Below are 16,782 nucleotides of genomic sequence, written 5' to 3' on the forward strand. Positions count from 1 at the left end.
GTGATGGGATGGGAATGCGTCTCAATTATCACGCCATGCCCTCACTCCCCGTGATTCACCTCGCCCGCGAGGCCCTCAGCGGCCCGTGCCCAGCTCCAGCGTCAGGCGCAGCATGTCGCGGTGCTGCACGCCGCGCTCCCACAGCTGGGTGGTGTAGTGCCTGAGGAAGAAATCCCGGTCTATGCCCGTCACGCGAAAACCCGCGCGCTGGTAGAAGACCAGCTGGTCGCCGAAGCTGCCCGTGCCGACCTCGATGCGCGGCGCTCGCTGGGAGCGCGCCCATTCGATGGCACGCCGCAGCAGGGCGCTGCCCAGGCCCCGGTGGTGCAGCGATTCCGCAACCGCGATGTTCATCAGCTCCCAGGCGGGTGGGCCTGAGGCCTCATCGCCGCTGGCGCGCAGCGGCACCAGCACGCACATGCCCAATACCTCGCCGCGCCCGCCGGGACGCGGCGGCTGGCCTTCGCGCTGGAAGGACTCGCGCGCGGCAAAACAGGTGGAGCCCGCCAGATAGCCGCGCACCTTCTCCCGCGACGGATCCGCCGACAGCAGCAGCGGCCACGGCGCCTCGGCCGGGTTCAGCGGCTCTATGTGCCAGGGTGCGAGGGAAACGGAAGGCGCGGTCATAAGCCTGAATCATCCCATGCCTGACATTGGGACGCAGTTGGGCTCCTCTGCGGAATCTTGACGTGCGCTTACAACTGTGCCTTTGCACGGGCGGATCTAGTGGTTTATACTTAGACCTAGGGTAAACGCTTAGAGGGTTTTCCCGGCATTCGCGGCACTTGAGATGCATGCCGCCAGTGATTGTTGAGCGTCTCAGTAAGGAAGTTCACCATGCGCCAAGCAATCTATTCCCTGATCGATTTCATCCAGCAAGCCCGCAACGCCGAGCTCGAAATCGCCAACCAGTAATCCGGTTGGAGGCAGGTGCGCCCTGAAGCGCGCCCACCGATGCGATCGCCCCATTGCCGATGATGGCCTTGGGGCTTTTGTGTTTCTGGGCGCCGGGCTTGCGGGCGCCGGGCTGCCCTGTAGCCCTGGCTACAGGCCCAGCACCAGCCTGCCGCTCCTGGCGCGCGAGCAGCAGCTCATCATCTTGGTGCAGGCCGCTCGCTCGCCGCGCGTGAGCACCATGTCGCGGTGGTCCACCTCGCCGTCGAGCACGGGCACTTCGCAGGACCCGCACAGCCCTTCCCGGCAGTCGCTTTGCACTTCGATCTTCGCGCTGCGCAGGGCGTCCAGCAGCGTCTGGTCGTTGCGCACCTGCAGCACAAGGCCCGAGGCGCGCAGTTCCACCTCGAAGCCCTGCTCCCTGGCAGGGTCCAGCGCCCCCACGGTGGAGACGAAATGCTCCACGCGCAGGCTGTCCTCGGGCCAGTGGCGGCTGGCGGCCTCCAGGCCGTCCAGCAGGCGCGCCGGTCCGCAGGCATGGATGCGGGCTCCGGCGCGCGGCGTGGCCAGCAGGGCGGCGTAGTCGGCGCGCCGGCCTTCCTCCGCCACGTACAGATGCAGCCTGGCGCCATGCTCGGCCAGCAGCGGCGCCAGCAGCGCCATGCCCGCGCGGCGCCGGCCGCTGTAGTGGATTTCATAGGACAGGCCCAGCGCCCTGGCGCGCCGTGCCATGGCCGAGATGGGCGTGATGCCGATGCCGCCGGCCACCAGGATCAGGTGGCTGGCGCCTTCGTCCAGCGGGAAATGGTTGCGCGGGCCCCGCACCTGTACGGTGGCGCCGCGGTGCAGATGCTCGTGCACCCAGGCCGAGCCGCCACGGCCGTTGGCCTCGCGCAGCACGGCAATCTCGTAGCTGCCGGTGTCCTGCGGGTCGCCGCACAGCGAGTACTGGCGTGACAGGCCCGTGTCGCCGCATTGCAGGTCGATGTGCGAGCCCGGCGTCCAGCGCGGCAGGGCGTGTCCATCGGCGGCCTTCAGGCGCAGGCGCAGCACGCCTTCGGCGGCGGCCTCGGCCTCGGCCACGACCATGGGCCGGCTGGCGCCGCCCTGCAGGGCTTCGCCGATGCGCACGGGCTGGCGCGCCTGCAGCAGGGCGGGACGGGCGCGCTCGGGGTTGAGGGCCGGGTCCCACTCCACCCACAGGTGCTCGGGGCCCCGGAACGAGGTGTTGGGCACGTAGGTGAACCGCTGCTCGGCCAGCCGCATGTGGGGAAGGCGGCGCGTGAACTCCTCCAGGAAGATCTGCATCTCCATGCGCGCCAGGTTCTTGCCCATGCACTGATGCGAGCCATAGCCGAAGGTCAGGTGGTCGCCGGCGTTGTCGCGGTGGATGTCGAAGAAGTCGGCATCGGCGAAATGCCGCTCGTCGTGGTTGGCCGACGAGGTCACGATGAGCAGCTTCGAGCCCGCCGGCACGGCCACGCCGCCGATCACCACGTCGCGCGTGGCCAGGCGCCGCCAGGCGGCCACCGAGCCGTTGTGGCGCAGGCATTCCTCCACGGCATTGGGGATCAGCGCGGGGTTCTCGCAGATCTGCTTCCAGGCGCCGGGATGCTGCAGCAGCAGCTTGACGGCGTTGGCCGTGGCATTGGCCGTGGTCTCGTGCGCGGCCACGATGCCGGCCATCATCATGGAGTGCAGGTAGGAGTCGGTGACGACCTCGGGAAGCTCCTTTTGCTTGCGTATGCCATATTGCATCCAGCCCGGCGCATCGGGGTTCTCGCGCATCTTGGCCAGCACCTTGCCGGCCAGCTGCCAGAAGTTGCCCACCGCATGGGCCACGGCCACCTGCTGCTCGGGCCGGGGGCGGCCCCAGGTGTTGACGGTGTGGGCGATCGAGTACTCGCGCAGCCTGTCCATGTCCTCCTCGGGCACGCCGAGAAAGTGCAGGGCCACGGTCAGCGGCACCTCCCACAGCATCTGGTCCACAAGGTCGGCGCGGCCGTCGTCGATGAAGCGGTCCACATAGGCGCGCGCCAGCTCGCGCACCATGGGCTCGTGGTGGCGCAGCTCCTCGGGCGTGAACGGGTCCATCAGCGCGCGGCGGCGCGGCATGTGGGCGGGCTCGTCCTCGTTGACCAGGGTGCGGTTCAGCGCGAAGCCGTAGGAGGCCAGCACGGCATTGGCCTCCTCGCCCGTGGGCGTGATCTTCTCCAGCGCGATCGAGGGACTGAAGGCGATGTTGTCGCGGAACACCGCCTTGATGTCGTCGAAGCGCGTGACCACCCAGTAGCCCAGTTGCGGGCTGTAGAACACCGGCTCCTGCTCGCGCGCCCAGCGCACATATTCGGGCGGGTCCTGCTGGTAGCCGTCGCTGAACGGGTCGAAGGCCGCGGCACCCGCGCTGACGGGGCAGCCCGTGGGGCCGGTCTGGCCGCTGGGCTGGCGGTGGTCGAAGGGGCAGCGCGCGGAGGCTGGCGCAGAGGTGGACGGGGCGGCGTTGGAGGCGGCGGAGGCAGTCATGGCAGGTTCGCAGGCAGGCGCGGAGGGTCAATCCAAAGTGATGTTCTGGTCGCGGATCAGCTGGTGCCAGCGCGTGCTTTCGCTGGCCAGCAGCGCGGCGAACTGCTCGGGCGTATTGCCCACGGGCTCCACGCCGAAATCCACGAGCTTCTGGCGCACGGCGGGCTCGTTGATCGCGGCCACGACCTGCCTGTGCAGGGCCGCGATGACCGGGGCCGGGGTCCTGGCGGGCGCCACCAGTCCCACCAGGGCGGCGGCCTGCACCTTGGGCAGGCCCAGCTCGGCGAAGGTGGGCACGTCGGGCAACTGGGGCAGGCGCGTGGCGTTGGCCACGGCCAGCGGGCGGACCTTGCCGCCCTTGATGAAGCCTGCGCCCGCGGCCAGGTCCACCATCATCACGGGCACCTGGCCGCCAGCCACGTCGCCCAGGGCCGGTGCCGCGCCCTTGTAGGGCGCGTGCACCAGCTTCAGGCCGGCCTCCACCCTGAGCAGTTCCATGGCCAGGTGGTGCGGGCTGCCGGCACCGGCCGAGGCGTAGTTCACGCCGTCCTTGCTGGTGCGCGCCTGGGCCAGGAAGTCTTTGGCCGTGGCCGCTGCCATGCCGGGGCCGGCCACCAGGATCATCGGGAAGCGGCCCATCAGCGTGACCGGCGCAAGGTCCCTGGCGGGGTTGTAGCTGAGGCTCTTGTAGAGCACGGGATTGAAGACCAGGGTGCCGTTGTCGGCCGACAGCACGGTGTAGCCATCGGCGGCGGCGCGCGCGGTTTCCGAGGCGCCTATGGCCGTGTTGCCGCCCGGGCGGTTGTCCACCACGATGGGCTGGTGCACCTGGCCGCCCCAGGCCTGGCCTATGGTGCGGGCCAGGAAGTCCGAGCCGCCGCCGGCCGCGTAGGGAACGATCCAGCGCACGTTCCTGCTGGGGAATCCGTCCTGTGCCAGCGCGCCGGGCAGGGCGGTGGCCGATAGCAGGCCTGCGGCCAGTGTGGTGAGGAAAAGGCGCTTGTGCATGGGGCTTGTCTCCGGTGAGGCCTGGGTGGAATCCATGGAATCTTGTTTTGCGTAATTTTTCTACGCATTGCGTAAAAACACCGCCCGGGATTACCCGCAAGCTGCGGCACAATGCCCCGCCAGCCCTTAAAACAGGCCTTTCCAGACCCGCCCTGCCGCCATGACTTCCACTGTTGCCTCCGAGATCGACGAGCCCGCGCCGCCGCGCGAAAGGCGCCAGCGCGTGCAGGCCGCCGAGACCTGCCTGGCCGTGCTCAAGGCCCTGGCCACGCTGGGCGGACGCGCCAGCCTCACAGCCATCGCGGGCGCGGTGGAGGAAAGCCCGGCCAAGGTCCACCGCTACCTGGCCAGCCTGATGGCCGAGGGGCTGGTGGAGCAGGACCGTGGCGGCACGCAGTACGCGCTGGCGGCCGAGGCCATGCGCGTGGGCCTGGCCGCCATGCGGCAGTCCGACCCCATCCGCCTGGCCGAGCCGGCCCTATTGCACCTGCGCGAGGCCTTGCAGGTCACCAGCTTCGTGGCTGTGATGGGCAACCTGGGGCCGACCATCGTGCGCTTCGAGGAGCCGGGCCTGCCGGTCACCGTCAATGTGCGCGTGGGCTCGGTGATGTCGCTGCTGTGGTCGGCCACGGGGCGCGCCTTCTTCGCCTTCATGGACGACGATGCCCGCGTGGATGCGCTGCTGGCCCGGGAGCTGGCCGAGGCGCCGGCCGCGCGGCGCGCGCTGCTCGATGGCGCGGACCCGCTGGGCACGCTGCGCCGCGAGATCCGCGCTGCGGGCTGCGCCTCGGTGCGCGACGTCAACCTGCCGGGCATCAGCGCCGTGGCGGCGCCGCTGCACGACTACACGGGCCATGTGGTGGGCGTGCTGTGCGCGCTGGGCGCCAGCGGCGGCTTCGACCCGGACCCGCAGGGCGCGGTGGCCCGGGCCCTGCGCGTCGAAGCGGCGCGCGTCAGCGCCTCGCTGGGCCATCTCCGGTGAGGCCCGGCTGAGGCCCGATTGAGGCCTGCAGCCCGCTGCCGCTACGGCGTCACCAGCGTGTAGGCCATGCGCACGCGCTGCATGTCGCGGCCCAGGCGGCGGCTTTCGGGCAGGCGGCGCACCCAGGCCAGCTGTTTCACGGTGCGCGCCATCAGGGCACGGGTCTCGGGTTCCATGGACTGCACGAAATCCTGCCAGGCCGTGCGCGCGGCCGGCATGGCGCCGGCCTGCTCCAGTATCCAGGCCGTGGAGTGGGCGTAGCACAGGGCATCGCGCACGCGGCACAGCGCCAGGGGCAGGTGGGCGGCAGGGTCGTCCTCGAAGTCGATGAAGCCGATCACGCCGTCGGCACAGCAGACCATGTTGCGCGCAAAGGCCTGGCTCAGGCAGTCGCCGCTGCCATGCACTTGCTGCAGGGTCTGCAGGCCCTGCAGCCACAGCGCCAGCGTGCTGCCATCGCCCCGGGGCAGGGCGGCTTCCATGGCATTGCCCAGCGAGGGCGCCTCCACGCCGGGGCTGCCCAGGTGGCGCATGGCAAAGCCGTCCTCGCACTCGGCCAGCACGGCAGGCACGCGCAGGCCGCGCTGCGCGAGCTGGCGCAGGCGGCGTACCTCGGTGCGGATGGCTTCGTGGCCGCCGGGGTTGGGCACGGGCCGCAGCACGGGCAGGCGCAGGCACAAGGCGAGCAGGGCCAGCGCGCGATAGCGCCATGCCGGGTTGCTGGCGCCCGCGCGCTTGACCCAGATGGTTTCGTCTTCCCGGTCATAGCGCTGGATGCTCAGGGGCTGGCTCAGCACATGGGCGCGCAAAAAGGCGTCGTAGTCTGGCGGCTCGGGAGGCGGGACGGCGGAGGACGGTTCGGACACGGCAGGCTCTGGAAAGTGAGTGGCTGGCGCGCAACGCCAGCCGGATGCGGCAATTGTGCCGTGCCAGGACTTGCCGCTTGCGCCGGCCGGTGGTGGCGCCAGGGTTTGCACTGCGGCAAGGCCGGTGGATTTGCCGCCCGGCAGCCGGAAAATTGAGACAATCGTTTCATCTTTAGCAGTGCCGAAAACCATTCATGAACACAGAAGACAGTGGCAAGCTGGTGGCCGCCCTGGTGCGCGGCATCTCCGTGCTGCAGTGCTTTTCCAACAAGCACCAGGAACTCAGCGCCCGTGAACTGATGGACATGACGGGCCTGCCCAAGCCCACGCTGTTCCGCCTGATCGACACCCTGTGCGAACTGAACCTGATGCGCTACTCCGAGCGCCTGTCCAAGTACGTGCCGGGAGTGGGGCTGCTGAACCTGTCCTCGCCCGTGCTGGCGCGCATGCACATGCGCCAGTTCGCGCGGCCGCACATGCAGGAGCTGGCCAATCACCTGGAGGGCCAGATCCAGCTGGCCGTGGGCCATGGCCGCCAGCTGTGCCTGGTGGAGCTGGCCAACGGCCTGACCAACAAGGTCTTCCTGCCCGAGATCGGCGTGCACATCTCGCTGTCGCGCACCGCCACGGGCCGCGCCTACCTGCTGAGCCTGCCCGAGGCCGAGCGCGAAGCCTTCATCGCGGAACTGCAGGCCGACGATCCCGCACGCGCCCAGCAACTGCGCGAGCGGCTCGACGATGCGCGGCGCGACCTGGCCGAGCACGGCTTTTGCCGCAGCCACGGCGACCTGCATCGCGAGATCCAGTCCATTGCCGTGCCCATGTCCACGGCCAAGGACGGCGAGTACTGGGTGTTCTCGGTCTCCCTGCCCATCTACAGCCCGCAGAGCCGCGCGCTGGAAAGCGATGCCGGGCCGCGCCTGATCACGCTGGTGCGCCTGGTCGAAGGCATGCTGGGCGCCTCCAGCCTCTCGTGAATCAGCGGGCGCTGCGCCAGACCTCTTGCGCTCGCCCTGCGCTCACCTTCTTCCGCACGCTGGCGGTATCGGAGCCTGCGGCATTCGCAGGACCCGGTGCATAGGCCTGGCCGTCAAAGCGTGGCGCGGGGCTGGCCTGCAGGGCGCCGCCTTCGGGCTGCAGGTAGACGCCGCGCGCCTGCAGGTGCGGGTGGCGGGCTGCTTCCACGGGACTGAGCACGGCGCCGAAGCAGGCATCGCTGCCCTCCAGCAATTGCTGCCAGTGCGCGCGGGGCCGGGAGGCGAACAGCGTCTGCAGCTGCGCGCGCCGCACCGGCCAGGCGGCGCGGTCCCACTGCGGGCCCTGGAACGCTGCGGCACCGGCCAGGCCCAGCCTGTCCAGCAGCAGGGCGTGGAACTGCGGCTCGATGGCGCCCACGGTGATGAAGCCGCCATCGGCACAGGCATAGGTTTCGTAGAACGGCGCACTGTCGTGGATGCTGTCGCCGCGCTCGTCGGCCACCAGCCCGCGCTGGCGCGCATGCAGCATGAGGTTGAGCATGTGCGCCGCACCATCGACGATGGCCGCGTCCACCACCGTGCCGCGACCCGTGGCGCGTGCCTGCACGATGCCGGCCAGCAGCCCCGTCATCAGGTACATGGCGCCGCCGCCGATGTCGCCCAGTGTGGCAAAGGGCGAGACCGGCCGGGCATCGGCCGGCGAGCATCCCCACAGCGCGCCCGAGACGGCCGCATAGTTGTTGTCGTGGCCGGCTGCCTGGGCCAGCGGGCCGTCCTGGCCCCAGCCCGTCATGCGGCCATAGACCAGGCGCGGGTTGAGGGCCTGGCAGGCCTCGGGTCCCAGGCCCAGGCGCTCCATGGTGCCGGGCCGCATGCCTTCGATCAGCGCATCGGCATCGCGCACCAGGGCCAGCACCAGGTCACGTCCTTCGGGCGACTTGAGATCGGCGAACACCGAGCGCTTGCCGCGCGACAGCGCGGAGGTGGCTGAGGTGGCGGCGGGTTCCGCCTCGGGCCGCACGATGGAGATCACATCGGCCCCCAGGTCCGCCAGATGCATGGCGCAGAACGGCCCCGGGCCGATGCCGCCAATCTCCAGCACGCGCACGCTGTCCAGCACCTTCATGGCGTCTCCGTCGAAATCGGTTCAGTCGAGTTGCAGCTGGCGGCTGGTGATCAGCGCGCCCCAGCTCTTGCGGTCGTTGTCCACCAGCTGGGTGAACTGCGCCTGCGGCATGCCGCCTGGGCGGCCGCCGAGCTCGCGGTAGCGGCGCGCCACCTCGGGGTCTCGGAGCACGGCGACAAGGCCGTCGGTGAGCTTGCGCACCACGGCGGGCGGCGTCTGCGCGGGCAGGAAGAAACCCATCCAGCCGACCTTGTCGAAGTCCTGCAGGCCCAGCTCGGTGGTGGTGGGCACGTTGGGCAGCTCGGGCTCGCGCTGCGCGCCCGTCACGGCGATGGGATGCAGCTTGCCCGCCTTGATATGCACCAGCGAGGCCGTGAGGTTGTCGAACATGAACTGCGTCTCTCCCGAGACGATGGCCGCCGTGGCCGGTGCCGAGCCGCGGTAGGGCACATGCACCACGTCCACGCCCGTGCGCTCGCGCAGCAGCTCGCCCATGAGGTGCGTGGTCTGGCCCACGCCGGCCGAGGAGAACGACAGCTTGCCCGGCGCCTGCCGCGCGGCCTTGAGCAGATCCTCCAGCGAGCGCACCGGCGATGCCTGCGGCACGACCAGCACGTTGGAAAACGAGATCATGTCCGTCAGCGCCACGAAGTCCTCGGGCCTGTAGGGCAGCTTCTTGTAGGCCGTGTAGTTGATGGCGTTGGAGCCCGTGTTGCCCACCAGCACCGTATAGCCGTCCGGCTGCGCGCGTGCCACCTGGCTGGCACCGATGGAGCCGCCCGCGCCGGGCCTGTTGTCCACGATGACGGGCTGGCCCAGCCGCTCGCCCAGCTTGAGCGCCAGCAGCCGCGCGGGAATGTCGGTGGAGCCCCCGGCCGCGCCCGGCACGACCAGGGTGATGGGCCGGGTGGGCCAGGCGTCGGCTGCAATGGCGGCCGTGGCGCACAGCCAGGCGGCAGCCGCCAGCGTGAGACGTTTGAACATGGTGTTTCTTCTCCGCGCGTGTGCTGGGCCAGGGCGCTTCTCAGCGAGGACTCATGCGGATGGCGCCGTCCAGGCGAATCGTCTCGCCATTGAGCATGGGATTTTCAAGAATGTGCAGCGCGGTCAGCGCGTACTCGGACGGGTGGCCCAGGCGTGCGGGGTTGGGCACGGAGGCGGCCAGCGACTGGCGGATGTTGTCGGGCAGCTTGGCCAGGATGGGCGTGTCGAACAGGCCCGGCGCAATGGTGCACACGCGGATCATGCGCGTGGCCAGGTCGCGCGCGGCGACGATGGTCATGCCGATAATGCCGGCCTTGGCCGACGCATAGGGAATCTGGCCGATCTGCCCCTCATAGCCCGCCACCGAGGCCGTGAGCACGCAGGCGCCGCGCTCGCCTTGCACGGGCTCGTTGCGCGCCATGCTGGCGGCGGCCAGGCGCAGCGTGTTGAAGGTGCCGATCAGGTTCACGCGCACGATGCCCGTGTACTTGTCCAGCGAGCCGGGGCTGCCGTCCTTCTCCACCAGCCGCAGCGGCCCGCCCACGCCCGCGCAGTGCACCAGGGCGCGGAACTCGCCGAAGTCCTCGGCGGCCGCAATGGCGGCGGCCATCTGGTCGGCGTCGGCCACGTCGGCCTTCACGAAGCGCAGGCGGCTGCCGTGGCGCTGGCGGGCGGCGTCCACCATGGCCGCGCCGCGGTCCTCGTTCAGGTCCGCCACCACCACGTTCAGGCCGCGCTCCAGCAGCGCCAGGGCCGATGCCTCGCCCAGGCCCGATACGCCGCCTGTCACCAGGGCCGTCATGTTCTCTTGCAGTTGCATGGATGTGTCTCCCGTGCCTGGCTCACAGGCGTTCGATGATGGTGGCGTTGGCCATGCCGCCGGCCTCGCACATGGATTGCAGGCCATAGCGCGCGCCGCTGTCCTCCAGCGCGTGCAGCATGGTGGTCATCAGGCGGATGCCCGAGGCGCCCAGCGGATGGCCCAGGGCGATGGCGCCGCCGCGCGGGTTCAGCCGCTCGGGGTCGGCGCCCAGTTCCCTCAGCTCTTTCAGCCAGGCCAGCGGCACGGAGGCAAAGGCCTCGTTGATCTCGCAGTGGTCCATCTGCTCCAGCCGCATGCCGGCCTTGGCCAGCACGCGCCGCGTGGCGGGAATGGGGGCCGTGAGCATGTACAACGGATCGTCGCCCACCACGTCCAGCGCCACGAAGCGCGCACGCGGGCGCAGGCCCAGTTTCTGGGCGCGCTTCTCGCTCATCAGCAGCATGGCGCTGGCGCCGTCGGTCATCTGCGAGGCATTGCCCGCCGTGGTGTGCCAGCGGATCTGCGGAAAGCGCGCCGACAGCTCGTCGTTCTGGAACACGGCCTTGAGCGCGCCCAGCTTCTGCGCCGTGGTGCCCGGGCGGATGGTCTCGTCGGCCGTGACGAGGCCGGCAGGCGTGGTGATGCCCACGATCTCGCGCTCGAAGTGCCCGGCCGACTGGGCCGCATGGGCGCGCTGGTGCGATCGCGCGGCATAGGCATCCAGTTCCTCGCGTCCCAGGCCCCAGCGCGCGGCCACGAGGTCGGCCGACACGCCCTGGCCCACCAGCCCCGGCGCAAAGCGCGCATCGAAGCGTGCGCCCGTGGTGTTCTGCCCCATGCGCGAGCTGCCCATGGGCACGCGGCTCATGGACTCCACGCCGCAGGCGATCACCATGTCCTGCGTGCCCGACATGATGGCCTGCACGGCAAAGTGCACGGCCTGCTGGCTGGAGCCGCACTTGCGGTCGATGGTGGTGGACGGCACATGGGCCGGCAGGCCTGCGGCCAGCCAGGCCAGGCGGCCCGGCGTGCCGGCCTGCTCGCCGGCCTGGCTCACGCAGCCGGTGATCACATCGTCCACCGCGCCGGGGTCGATGCGGTTGCGCTGCACGAGCTGCTCCAGCACCTGGCTGAGCAGATCGACGGGGTGGAGCTGGGCCAGGGCGCCATCGAGCTTGGCCCGGGCCATGGGACTGCGGATGGCATCGACGATGACAGGAGTGTTCATGCGGATTTAATGAGACTGGAGGTTCATGAAATGAATGATAAGTCTCGAAATTTGCATTGAACAAAGCGTTTTCCCGGATGAAAAACCGAACGTAAACAAAAATACTTGCTGAAAACCCGATGAATTCGAGACGGCGGATTCAAAAAAGCAAAGGAGACAGGCGTGCATGACTTTCACAGCTGGGCCGATGCCCGGCCCGACCGCGTTGCGCTGACCATGGGCGACAGCGGCCAGCAGCACACGGCGGGCGCGCTGGCGCAGCGCTCGCGCGAGGTGGCGCAGTGGATGGCCGGGCAGGGCCTGGCGGCCGGCGACACGGTGGCCGTGCTGATGGAAAACCGCGTGGAGATCCTGGAGCTGGTGCTGGCCGCGCGCCTGGCGGGCCTGTACGCGGTGGTCATCAGCACCCACCTGACGGCGCCCGAGGTGGCCTACATCCTGGGCGACAGCGGGGCGCGCCATGTCTTTGCCTCGGCCGCCACGGCGGCGCAGCTGCCGGCCGCGCTGGCGGCCACCGTGCATTCGGTGGACGGAGAAGACTGCGCATCCACGGGCCTGCCGTCGCTGGCCGATGCCCTGGCCGCTTGGCGCGCGCAGGCGCCCGCGCCCATCGACCTGTCGGGCCGTCCGCTGGGGCGCGACCTGCTGTACTCCTCCGGCACCACGGGCCGGCCCAAGGGGATCAAGAAGGCGCTGCCGGCGGCGCTCTACCGGACGCAGGCCGACCCCGAATTCCTGGCCTGGCAGCGCAACATGGGCTTTGATGCCGACGCGGTCTACCTCTCGCCCGCGCCGCTGTACCACGCAGCGCCGCTGCGCTACTGCCTGCGCACGCTGGACGGCGGCGGCGCGGTGGTGATCACGGCGCGCTTCGACGCTCAGCAGGCGCTGGCCATGATCGAGCGCTACCGCATCACCCACAGCCAGTGGGTGCCGACCATGCTGGGCCGCCTGCTTCAGTTGCCCGAGGAGGTGCGGCACGGCTATGACTTGTCCAGCCATCGCTGCGCCATCCATGCGGCCGCGCCTTGCCCGGTGGCCGTCAAGCAGGCGCTGCTGGACTGGTGGGGCGACATCCTGCTGGAGTACTACGCGGGCTCCGAAGGCTGCGGCATCACCCTGATCAACTCCGCCGAATGGCGCCGGCGCCCAGGCTCGGTGGGCCGCGCCAGCTACGGGCGGCTGCGCATCGTGGGCGACGACGGGCAGGAGCTGCCTGCGGGCCAGATCGGCCGCGTGTTCTTCTCGGACGTGGCGCCCTTCGCCTACCTCAACGATCCCGCCAAGACCCGCGAGGCCATCGACGAGCGTGGCTGGGCCACCTACGGCGACCTGGGCCATGTGGACGAGGAGGGCTACCTCTTCCTCAGCGACCGGCGGGCCGACCTCATCCTGTCGGGCGGCGTCAACCTCTATCCGCAGGAGATAGAGAACGCGCTGGCCACGCACCCGGCCGTGCAGGAGGTGGCCGTGGTCGGCGTGCCCGAGCCCGACTTCGGCGAGCAGCCCATGGCCGTGGTCGTGCTGCGCCAGGGCCATGCGGCCAGCGCCGAGATGGCGCGCGCCATCGTCGCCGAGGCCGGCGCCACGCTGTCGCGCCTCAAGCGCCCGCAGCGCCTGCAGTTCGTGGACGAGCTGCCGCGCCTGCCCACGGGCAAGCTGCTGCGCCGCGTGCTCAAGGACAGGCTGCGCGAGCAGCCGCACGCGGGCTTCAACCTGCGCAGCGCCTGAACGGCCCCTCACCGTCTTTCCTCACCGACAACCATCGGATACCGACCCATGCAAGACCTGACCGAGCGCTCCGTCTACCGCGAAGACCATGAACAGTTCCGCGAGCAGGCCCGCCGCTTCTTCGAGCGCGAGATCGTCCCCCACCATGCCGAATGGGAGCGCCAGGGCATCGTGCCCAAGGAGGTCTGGCGCAAGGCCGGACGCGAAGGCCTGCTCAACCCCATGCTGCCCGAGCCCTACGGCGGCGGCGGCGACTTCGGCCATGCGGCCGTGCTGCTGGAGGAGATCGCGCGCACGGGCGCCAGCGGGCTGGGCTTTCCGCTGCATTCGGACATCGTCGCGCCCTACATCCATGCCTATGGCAGCAAGGCGCAGAAGGACCGCTGGCTGCCGCGCATGGCCGCAGGCGAGCTGATCGGCGCCATCGCCATGACCGAGCCCGGCGCGGGCAGCGACCTCAAGTCCGTGCGCACCACGGCGCGGCGCGAGGGCGACCACTACGTGCTCAACGGCCAGAAGACCTTCATCACCAACGGCATCAATTCGGAGCTGGTCATCGTCGTCGCCAAGACCGCGCCCGAGATGGGTGCCAAGGGCGTGTCCCTGATCGTGGTCGAGGACGGCATGCCCGGCTTCTCCAAGGGCCGCAAGCTCGAGAAGATCGGCCTCATGGCACAGGACACCTCGGAGCTGTTCTTCGACAACGTGCGCGTGCCGGCCGACCACCTGCTGGGCGAGGAGAACGCGGGCTTCAGGTATCTGATGCACGAACTGGCCCAGGAACGCCTGGTGGTGGCCGTGCGCGCCGCTGCCTCCATCGAGGCCTTTTTGCACAAGACCATTGCCTACACGCGCGAGCGCAAGGCCTTCGGCCAGCCGGTGTTCGACTTCCAGAACACGCGCTTCAAGCTGGCCGAGGCCAAGGCGAAGGCCACCATGCTGCGCGTCTTCGTGGACGACTGCATCGCCCTGCACCTGCGCCGCGCGCTCGCCCCCGACCGCGCCGCCATGGTCAAGCTCAATGCCACGGCGCTGCAAAACCGCCTGCTCGACGAATTCCTGCAACTGCACGGGGGCTACGGCTACATGACCGAATACCAGATCGGCCGCGCCTGGACCGATGCGCGCATAGGGCGAATCTACGGGGGGAGTGACGAGATCATGAAGGAGATCATCGCCAGGACTCTTTGAACCCCCTGAGCCGCTGCGCGGCTTCCCCCTCTCTACTCGCTTCGCGAGGGAGGAGGACGGCGCCATCGCCGCGAGGCGGCTCTTGCTCGGCGCCCCTGGCTTTGGGCCGCGCCCGTCTCAGGGGCCACGGGCGATCGGGGCGGCTGGGCTTTCGGGGGCAAGTTCCGACCGGGCGCCACGGACATGGCGGCGCGGCTACACTGCGGGCCATTCATTCGAGGGGCTGGCCGTGGCCGGTTCCTTCCCCCTGTTTTCCCTAGAGATTTCCGCCATGTCCAACGACGCCCACGAAGCCACCGCCCTGCCCGACGAGCCTGCCCTGACGCCCGAGGCGCTGGAGGAACTCGACGATCTGCTCGACGAGCTGCGCACGCGCGGCGAGGAGATTCCGCAGTGGGAGTTCTGCGACGGTTTCCTGACGGCGCTGATCTGCACGCGCCGCGAGGTCCCGGCCGCCGAGTGGCTGCCCATGCTGCTGGGCGACGGCGGCACGCTGGAGGTGGCCGAGGGCCAGCCGCTGCCGCTGATGGAAGTGTTCAAGGACGCGGCGCAGCAGGCGCGCTTTCTGGAGCTGGTGGGCCTGCGCATGGACGAGATCCGCACCCAGCTGGACGCCGACGTGAAGACGCTGGAAGACGACCGCACCTTCCAGCCCGAGGCCATGGACATGCGCGGCGCCATCCTGTCGCTGCCCGAGGAAGAGCGTCCCGATGACGGCGAGATTCCCTCGTTCGGCCAGATCTGGGCGCTGGGCTTCATGTTCGTGGTCGAGAACTGGGCCGAGGAATGGGCCGCCCCGCGCGACAAGGAAGCCGCCGGCTGGCTCAACGAGGCGCTCAACGCCGTCGTGGCCCTGACCGAGGACGACACCGGCAAGCCCGAAGTCTGCATGTACGACGAGGACGGCCCCGCCAGCACCAGCCAGGAGCGCGTGGAGCAGTTCGGCGAGGCCATCTGGGCGCTGTACGACCTGCGCCAGATCTGGAAGAGCATGGGCCCGCGCCAGGAAACCATCGTCAAGGGCGAGCAGCCGGGCCGCAACGACCCCTGCCCCTGCGGCAGCGGCAAGAAGTTCAAGAAGTGCCACGGCGCCTGAGCGTCCGCGCCACAGGCTTTGGATGCACGGGCCATGAGACATATCGGTGAACGCATACGCGCCCGCCGCGCCGAACTGGGCATGACCCAGGGCCGGCTGGCCGAGGCGGCGGGCATCACGGCCTCGGCCGTGTCGCAGATCGAATCGGGGGCCATCCGCACCCTCAAGAACGACACCCTGGCCCGCGTGGCCCTGGCGCTGCAGACCACGGCGCTGGAGCTGACGGCCGGCCTGGAAGACGACAACGCGCCGCTGCCCGTGGACGAGCAGCGCCTGCTGGAAAGCTACCGCGCCCTGCCTGCACCGCTGCAGGAGATCGCGCACCGGCTCATAAAAGCCTTGCGCTGATCAGCGCATTGAGGCGCTGCAGGGCATGGACCATGGTGGCCTGGCGCACGGCGGCGCGGTCGCCGTCAAAGCGCAGGCATTCACTGTGCGTGGTGCCGTACACGCTCCAGCCGAACCAGACCGTGCCCACGGGCTTGGCGGCGCTGCCGCCGCCCGGCCCGGCCACGCCTGTCACGGCCACGCTGCACTGCGCGCGTGAGTGGGCGATGGCGCCTTCGGCCATGGCGCGCGCCACGGGCTCGCTCACGGCGCCGTGCTCGGCGATCAGCGCCTCGGGCACGCCCAGCAGGTCGTGCTTGGCCGCGTTGGAGTAGCTGACAAGGCCGCGCTCGAACCATTCGCTGGAGCCGGCGCGGTCCGTGCAGGCCGCAGCGATCATGCCGCCCGTGCAGCTCTCGGCCGTGGCCAGCATCCAGCCGCGCTGCAGCAGCAGGCCTGCCAGGGTTTCGACGAGTTCGTTGGATGCGCTCATGCCAGCTCCTTCAGCCAATGAAATGGCGCCACAGGGCGATGACCAGCAGCGTGCAGAAGGCGGCCACCAGGTCATCGAACATGATTCCCCAGCCGCCGCGCCAGCCGAAGCCCTTGAAGCACCGGTCGGCCCATTTGACGGGCTGGGGCTTGGCGGCGTCGAAGAAGCGAAACAGCGCAAAGGCGATGAGCTGGCCCCAGAAGCCCGTGGGCATGACCAGCCACAGCACCAGCCAGAAGGCCACGATCTCGTCCCAGACCAGGTTGCCCGGGTCGGCCACGCGCATGTGGCGCGCCGTGACCGTGCAGGCCCACCAGCCCAGGGGAATGCTGCCCGCGATCAGCAGGCCGATCTGCTGGGGCGTGAACCAGTGCTGCAGCAGCAGGAAGGACAGCCAGGCCCACAGCGTGCCCACGGTGCCGGGCGCGATGCGCCCCAGCCCCGAGCCCAGCCCCATGGCGATGAAGTGGGCCGGGTGGGACATCATGAATTCCAGCGTGGGGCGAGCCATGCCGCCCTGCGGCGGGCCTTCCGGTGGGCGCGCCGCAGAGGCA

General features: G+C 69.9%; 16 protein-coding genes. 6 read left to right on the forward strand and 10 right to left on the reverse strand.

Going from position 1 to position 16,782, the window contains the following annotated elements; all coding sequences use genetic code 11:
• Positions 1-75: 75 nt before the first annotated feature.
• The 3 genes from IAE24_RS06450 to IAE24_RS06460 form a co-directional block, all read right to left on the reverse strand.
• Positions 76-627 carry a GNAT family N-acetyltransferase gene (locus IAE24_RS06450; RefSeq protein ID WP_034389533.1) on the reverse strand — a complete coding sequence of 184 codons (552 nt, stop codon included), beginning with the start codon at positions 625-627 and terminating at the stop codon, positions 76-78.
• Between the two features lie 417 nt (positions 628-1,044).
• On the reverse strand, positions 1,045-3,417 hold the full coding sequence (locus tag IAE24_RS06455) for a cytochrome P450/oxidoreductase (protein ID WP_198820662.1): 2,373 nt from the start codon (positions 3,415-3,417) through the stop codon (positions 1,045-1,047).
• 27 nt (positions 3,418-3,444) lie between these two features.
• Positions 3,445-4,425: a Bug family tripartite tricarboxylate transporter substrate binding protein gene (locus IAE24_RS06460; protein ID WP_034389537.1), complete on the reverse strand. Its 981-nt coding sequence runs from the start codon at positions 4,423-4,425 to the stop codon at positions 3,445-3,447.
• Positions 4,426-4,585: 160 nt separating this feature from the next.
• On the opposite strand from IAE24_RS06460, the gene IAE24_RS06465 reads away from it, so the two are divergent.
• Positions 4,586-5,407 carry an IclR family transcriptional regulator gene (locus IAE24_RS06465; protein WP_199960478.1) on the forward strand — a complete coding sequence of 274 codons (822 nt, stop codon included), beginning with the start codon at positions 4,586-4,588 and terminating at the stop codon, positions 5,405-5,407.
• 41 nt (positions 5,408-5,448) lie between these two features.
• On the opposite strand, the gene IAE24_RS06470 is transcribed toward IAE24_RS06465, so the two are convergent.
• Positions 5,449-6,273, reverse strand: coding sequence for a hypothetical protein (locus IAE24_RS06470; RefSeq protein WP_013804734.1), 825 nt, complete (start codon positions 6,271-6,273; stop codon positions 5,449-5,451).
• A 194-nt stretch (positions 6,274-6,467) separates the two neighbouring features.
• Here IAE24_RS06470 and IAE24_RS06475 point away from each other — a divergent pair, with 194 nt between their 5' ends.
• Complete coding sequence (locus tag IAE24_RS06475) at positions 6,468-7,250, forward strand: IclR family transcriptional regulator (protein ID WP_012202623.1); 783 nt, start codon at positions 6,468-6,470, stop codon at positions 7,248-7,250.
• A gap of 1 nt (position 7,251) precedes the next feature.
• Here IAE24_RS06475 and IAE24_RS06480 read toward each other — a convergent pair whose 3' ends face one another.
• Genes IAE24_RS06480 through IAE24_RS06495 form a run of 4 tightly spaced genes read right to left on the reverse strand, consistent with a single transcriptional unit; the run spans position 7,252 to position 11,390 of the window.
• Entirely contained in the window at positions 7,252-8,376 is a 1,125-nt protein-coding gene (locus IAE24_RS06480) for a CaiB/BaiF CoA transferase family protein (protein WP_199960477.1), read from the reverse strand.
• Positions 8,377-8,397: 21 nt separating this feature from the next.
• Positions 8,398-9,360, reverse strand: coding sequence for a Bug family tripartite tricarboxylate transporter substrate binding protein (locus tag IAE24_RS06485; protein ID WP_013804732.1), 963 nt, complete (start codon positions 9,358-9,360; stop codon positions 8,398-8,400).
• 40 nt (positions 9,361-9,400) lie between these two features.
• Positions 9,401-10,180 carry an SDR family NAD(P)-dependent oxidoreductase gene (locus tag IAE24_RS06490; RefSeq protein WP_199960476.1) on the reverse strand — a complete coding sequence of 260 codons (780 nt, stop codon included), beginning with the start codon at positions 10,178-10,180 and terminating at the stop codon, positions 9,401-9,403.
• 22 nt (positions 10,181-10,202) lie between these two features.
• Positions 10,203-11,390, reverse strand: a complete 1,188-nt coding sequence (locus IAE24_RS06495) for a thiolase family protein (protein ID WP_199960475.1) — start codon at positions 11,388-11,390, stop codon at positions 10,203-10,205.
• A gap of 162 nt (positions 11,391-11,552) precedes the next feature.
• On the opposite strand from IAE24_RS06495, the gene IAE24_RS06500 reads away from it, so the two are divergent.
• The 4 genes from IAE24_RS06500 to IAE24_RS06515 all read left to right on the forward strand — a co-directional run bounded on the left by IAE24_RS06500 (position 11,553) and on the right by IAE24_RS06515 (position 15,756).
• Positions 11,553-13,121, forward strand: a complete 1,569-nt coding sequence (locus tag IAE24_RS06500; RefSeq protein ID WP_199960474.1) for an AMP-binding protein — start codon at positions 11,553-11,555, stop codon at positions 13,119-13,121.
• Positions 13,122-13,169: 48 nt separating this feature from the next.
• Positions 13,170-14,312 carry an acyl-CoA dehydrogenase family protein gene (locus IAE24_RS06505; protein ID WP_199960473.1) on the forward strand — a complete coding sequence of 381 codons (1,143 nt, stop codon included), beginning with the start codon at positions 13,170-13,172 and terminating at the stop codon, positions 14,310-14,312.
• Between the two features lie 271 nt (positions 14,313-14,583).
• Positions 14,584-15,408: a YecA/YgfB family protein gene (locus tag IAE24_RS06510; protein WP_013804727.1), complete on the forward strand. Its 825-nt coding sequence runs from the start codon at positions 14,584-14,586 to the stop codon at positions 15,406-15,408.
• Positions 15,409-15,441: 33 nt separating this feature from the next.
• On the forward strand, positions 15,442-15,756 hold the full coding sequence (locus IAE24_RS06515; RefSeq protein ID WP_012202639.1) for a helix-turn-helix domain-containing protein: 315 nt from the start codon (positions 15,442-15,444) through the stop codon (positions 15,754-15,756).
• Here IAE24_RS06515 and IAE24_RS06520 read toward each other — a convergent pair.
• Together IAE24_RS06520 and IAE24_RS06525 are read right to left on the reverse strand one after the other, a co-directional pair.
• Positions 15,737-16,228: a CinA family protein gene (locus tag IAE24_RS06520; protein WP_199960472.1), complete on the reverse strand. Its 492-nt coding sequence runs from the start codon at positions 16,226-16,228 to the stop codon at positions 15,737-15,739. The genes IAE24_RS06515 and IAE24_RS06520 overlap by 20 nt on opposite strands.
• A gap of 10 nt (positions 16,229-16,238) precedes the next feature.
• Positions 16,239-16,739 (reverse strand): phosphatidylglycerophosphatase A family protein, encoded by a 501-nt coding sequence (locus IAE24_RS06525; protein WP_012202641.1) that lies wholly within the window; start codon positions 16,737-16,739, stop codon positions 16,239-16,241.
• Between the last annotated feature and the right edge of the window lie 43 nt (positions 16,740-16,782).

This window comes from Delftia sp. S65, assembly GCF_016516495.1.
Lineage (GTDB): Bacteria > Pseudomonadota > Gammaproteobacteria > Burkholderiales > Burkholderiaceae_C > Comamonas > Comamonas acidovorans.

Excerpts from the sequence above, each read along its gene's own strand:
- IAE24_RS06450 (WP_034389533.1), bottom strand. The coding sequence starts at position 627 with ATGACCGCGCCTTCCGTTTCCCTCGCACCCTGGCACATAGAGCCGCTG.
- IAE24_RS06455 (WP_198820662.1), bottom strand. The coding sequence starts at position 3,417 with ATGACTGCCTCCGCCGCCTCCAACGCCGCCCCGTCCACCTCTGCGCCA.
- IAE24_RS06460 (WP_034389537.1), bottom strand. The coding sequence starts at position 4,425 with ATGCACAAGCGCCTTTTCCTCACCACACTGGCCGCAGGCCTGCTATCG.
- IAE24_RS06465 (WP_199960478.1), top strand. The coding sequence starts at position 4,586 with ATGACTTCCACTGTTGCCTCCGAGATCGACGAGCCCGCGCCGCCGCGC.
- IAE24_RS06475 (WP_012202623.1), top strand. The coding sequence starts at position 6,468 with ATGAACACAGAAGACAGTGGCAAGCTGGTGGCCGCCCTGGTGCGCGGC.
- IAE24_RS06480 (WP_199960477.1), bottom strand. The coding sequence starts at position 8,376 with ATGAAGGTGCTGGACAGCGTGCGCGTGCTGGAGATTGGCGGCATCGGC.
- IAE24_RS06485 (WP_013804732.1), bottom strand. The coding sequence starts at position 9,360 with ATGTTCAAACGTCTCACGCTGGCGGCTGCCGCCTGGCTGTGCGCCACG.
- IAE24_RS06490 (WP_199960476.1), bottom strand. The coding sequence starts at position 10,180 with ATGCAACTGCAAGAGAACATGACGGCCCTGGTGACAGGCGGCGTATCG.
- IAE24_RS06495 (WP_199960475.1), bottom strand. The coding sequence starts at position 11,390 with ATGAACACTCCTGTCATCGTCGATGCCATCCGCAGTCCCATGGCCCGG.
- IAE24_RS06505 (WP_199960473.1), top strand. The coding sequence starts at position 13,170 with ATGCAAGACCTGACCGAGCGCTCCGTCTACCGCGAAGACCATGAACAG.
- IAE24_RS06510 (WP_013804727.1), top strand. The coding sequence starts at position 14,584 with ATGTCCAACGACGCCCACGAAGCCACCGCCCTGCCCGACGAGCCTGCC.
- IAE24_RS06515 (WP_012202639.1), top strand. The coding sequence starts at position 15,442 with ATGAGACATATCGGTGAACGCATACGCGCCCGCCGCGCCGAACTGGGC.
- IAE24_RS06520 (WP_199960472.1), bottom strand. The coding sequence starts at position 16,228 with ATGAGCGCATCCAACGAACTCGTCGAAACCCTGGCAGGCCTGCTGCTG.
- IAE24_RS06525 (WP_012202641.1), bottom strand. The coding sequence starts at position 16,739 with ATGGCTCGCCCCACGCTGGAATTCATGATGTCCCACCCGGCCCACTTC.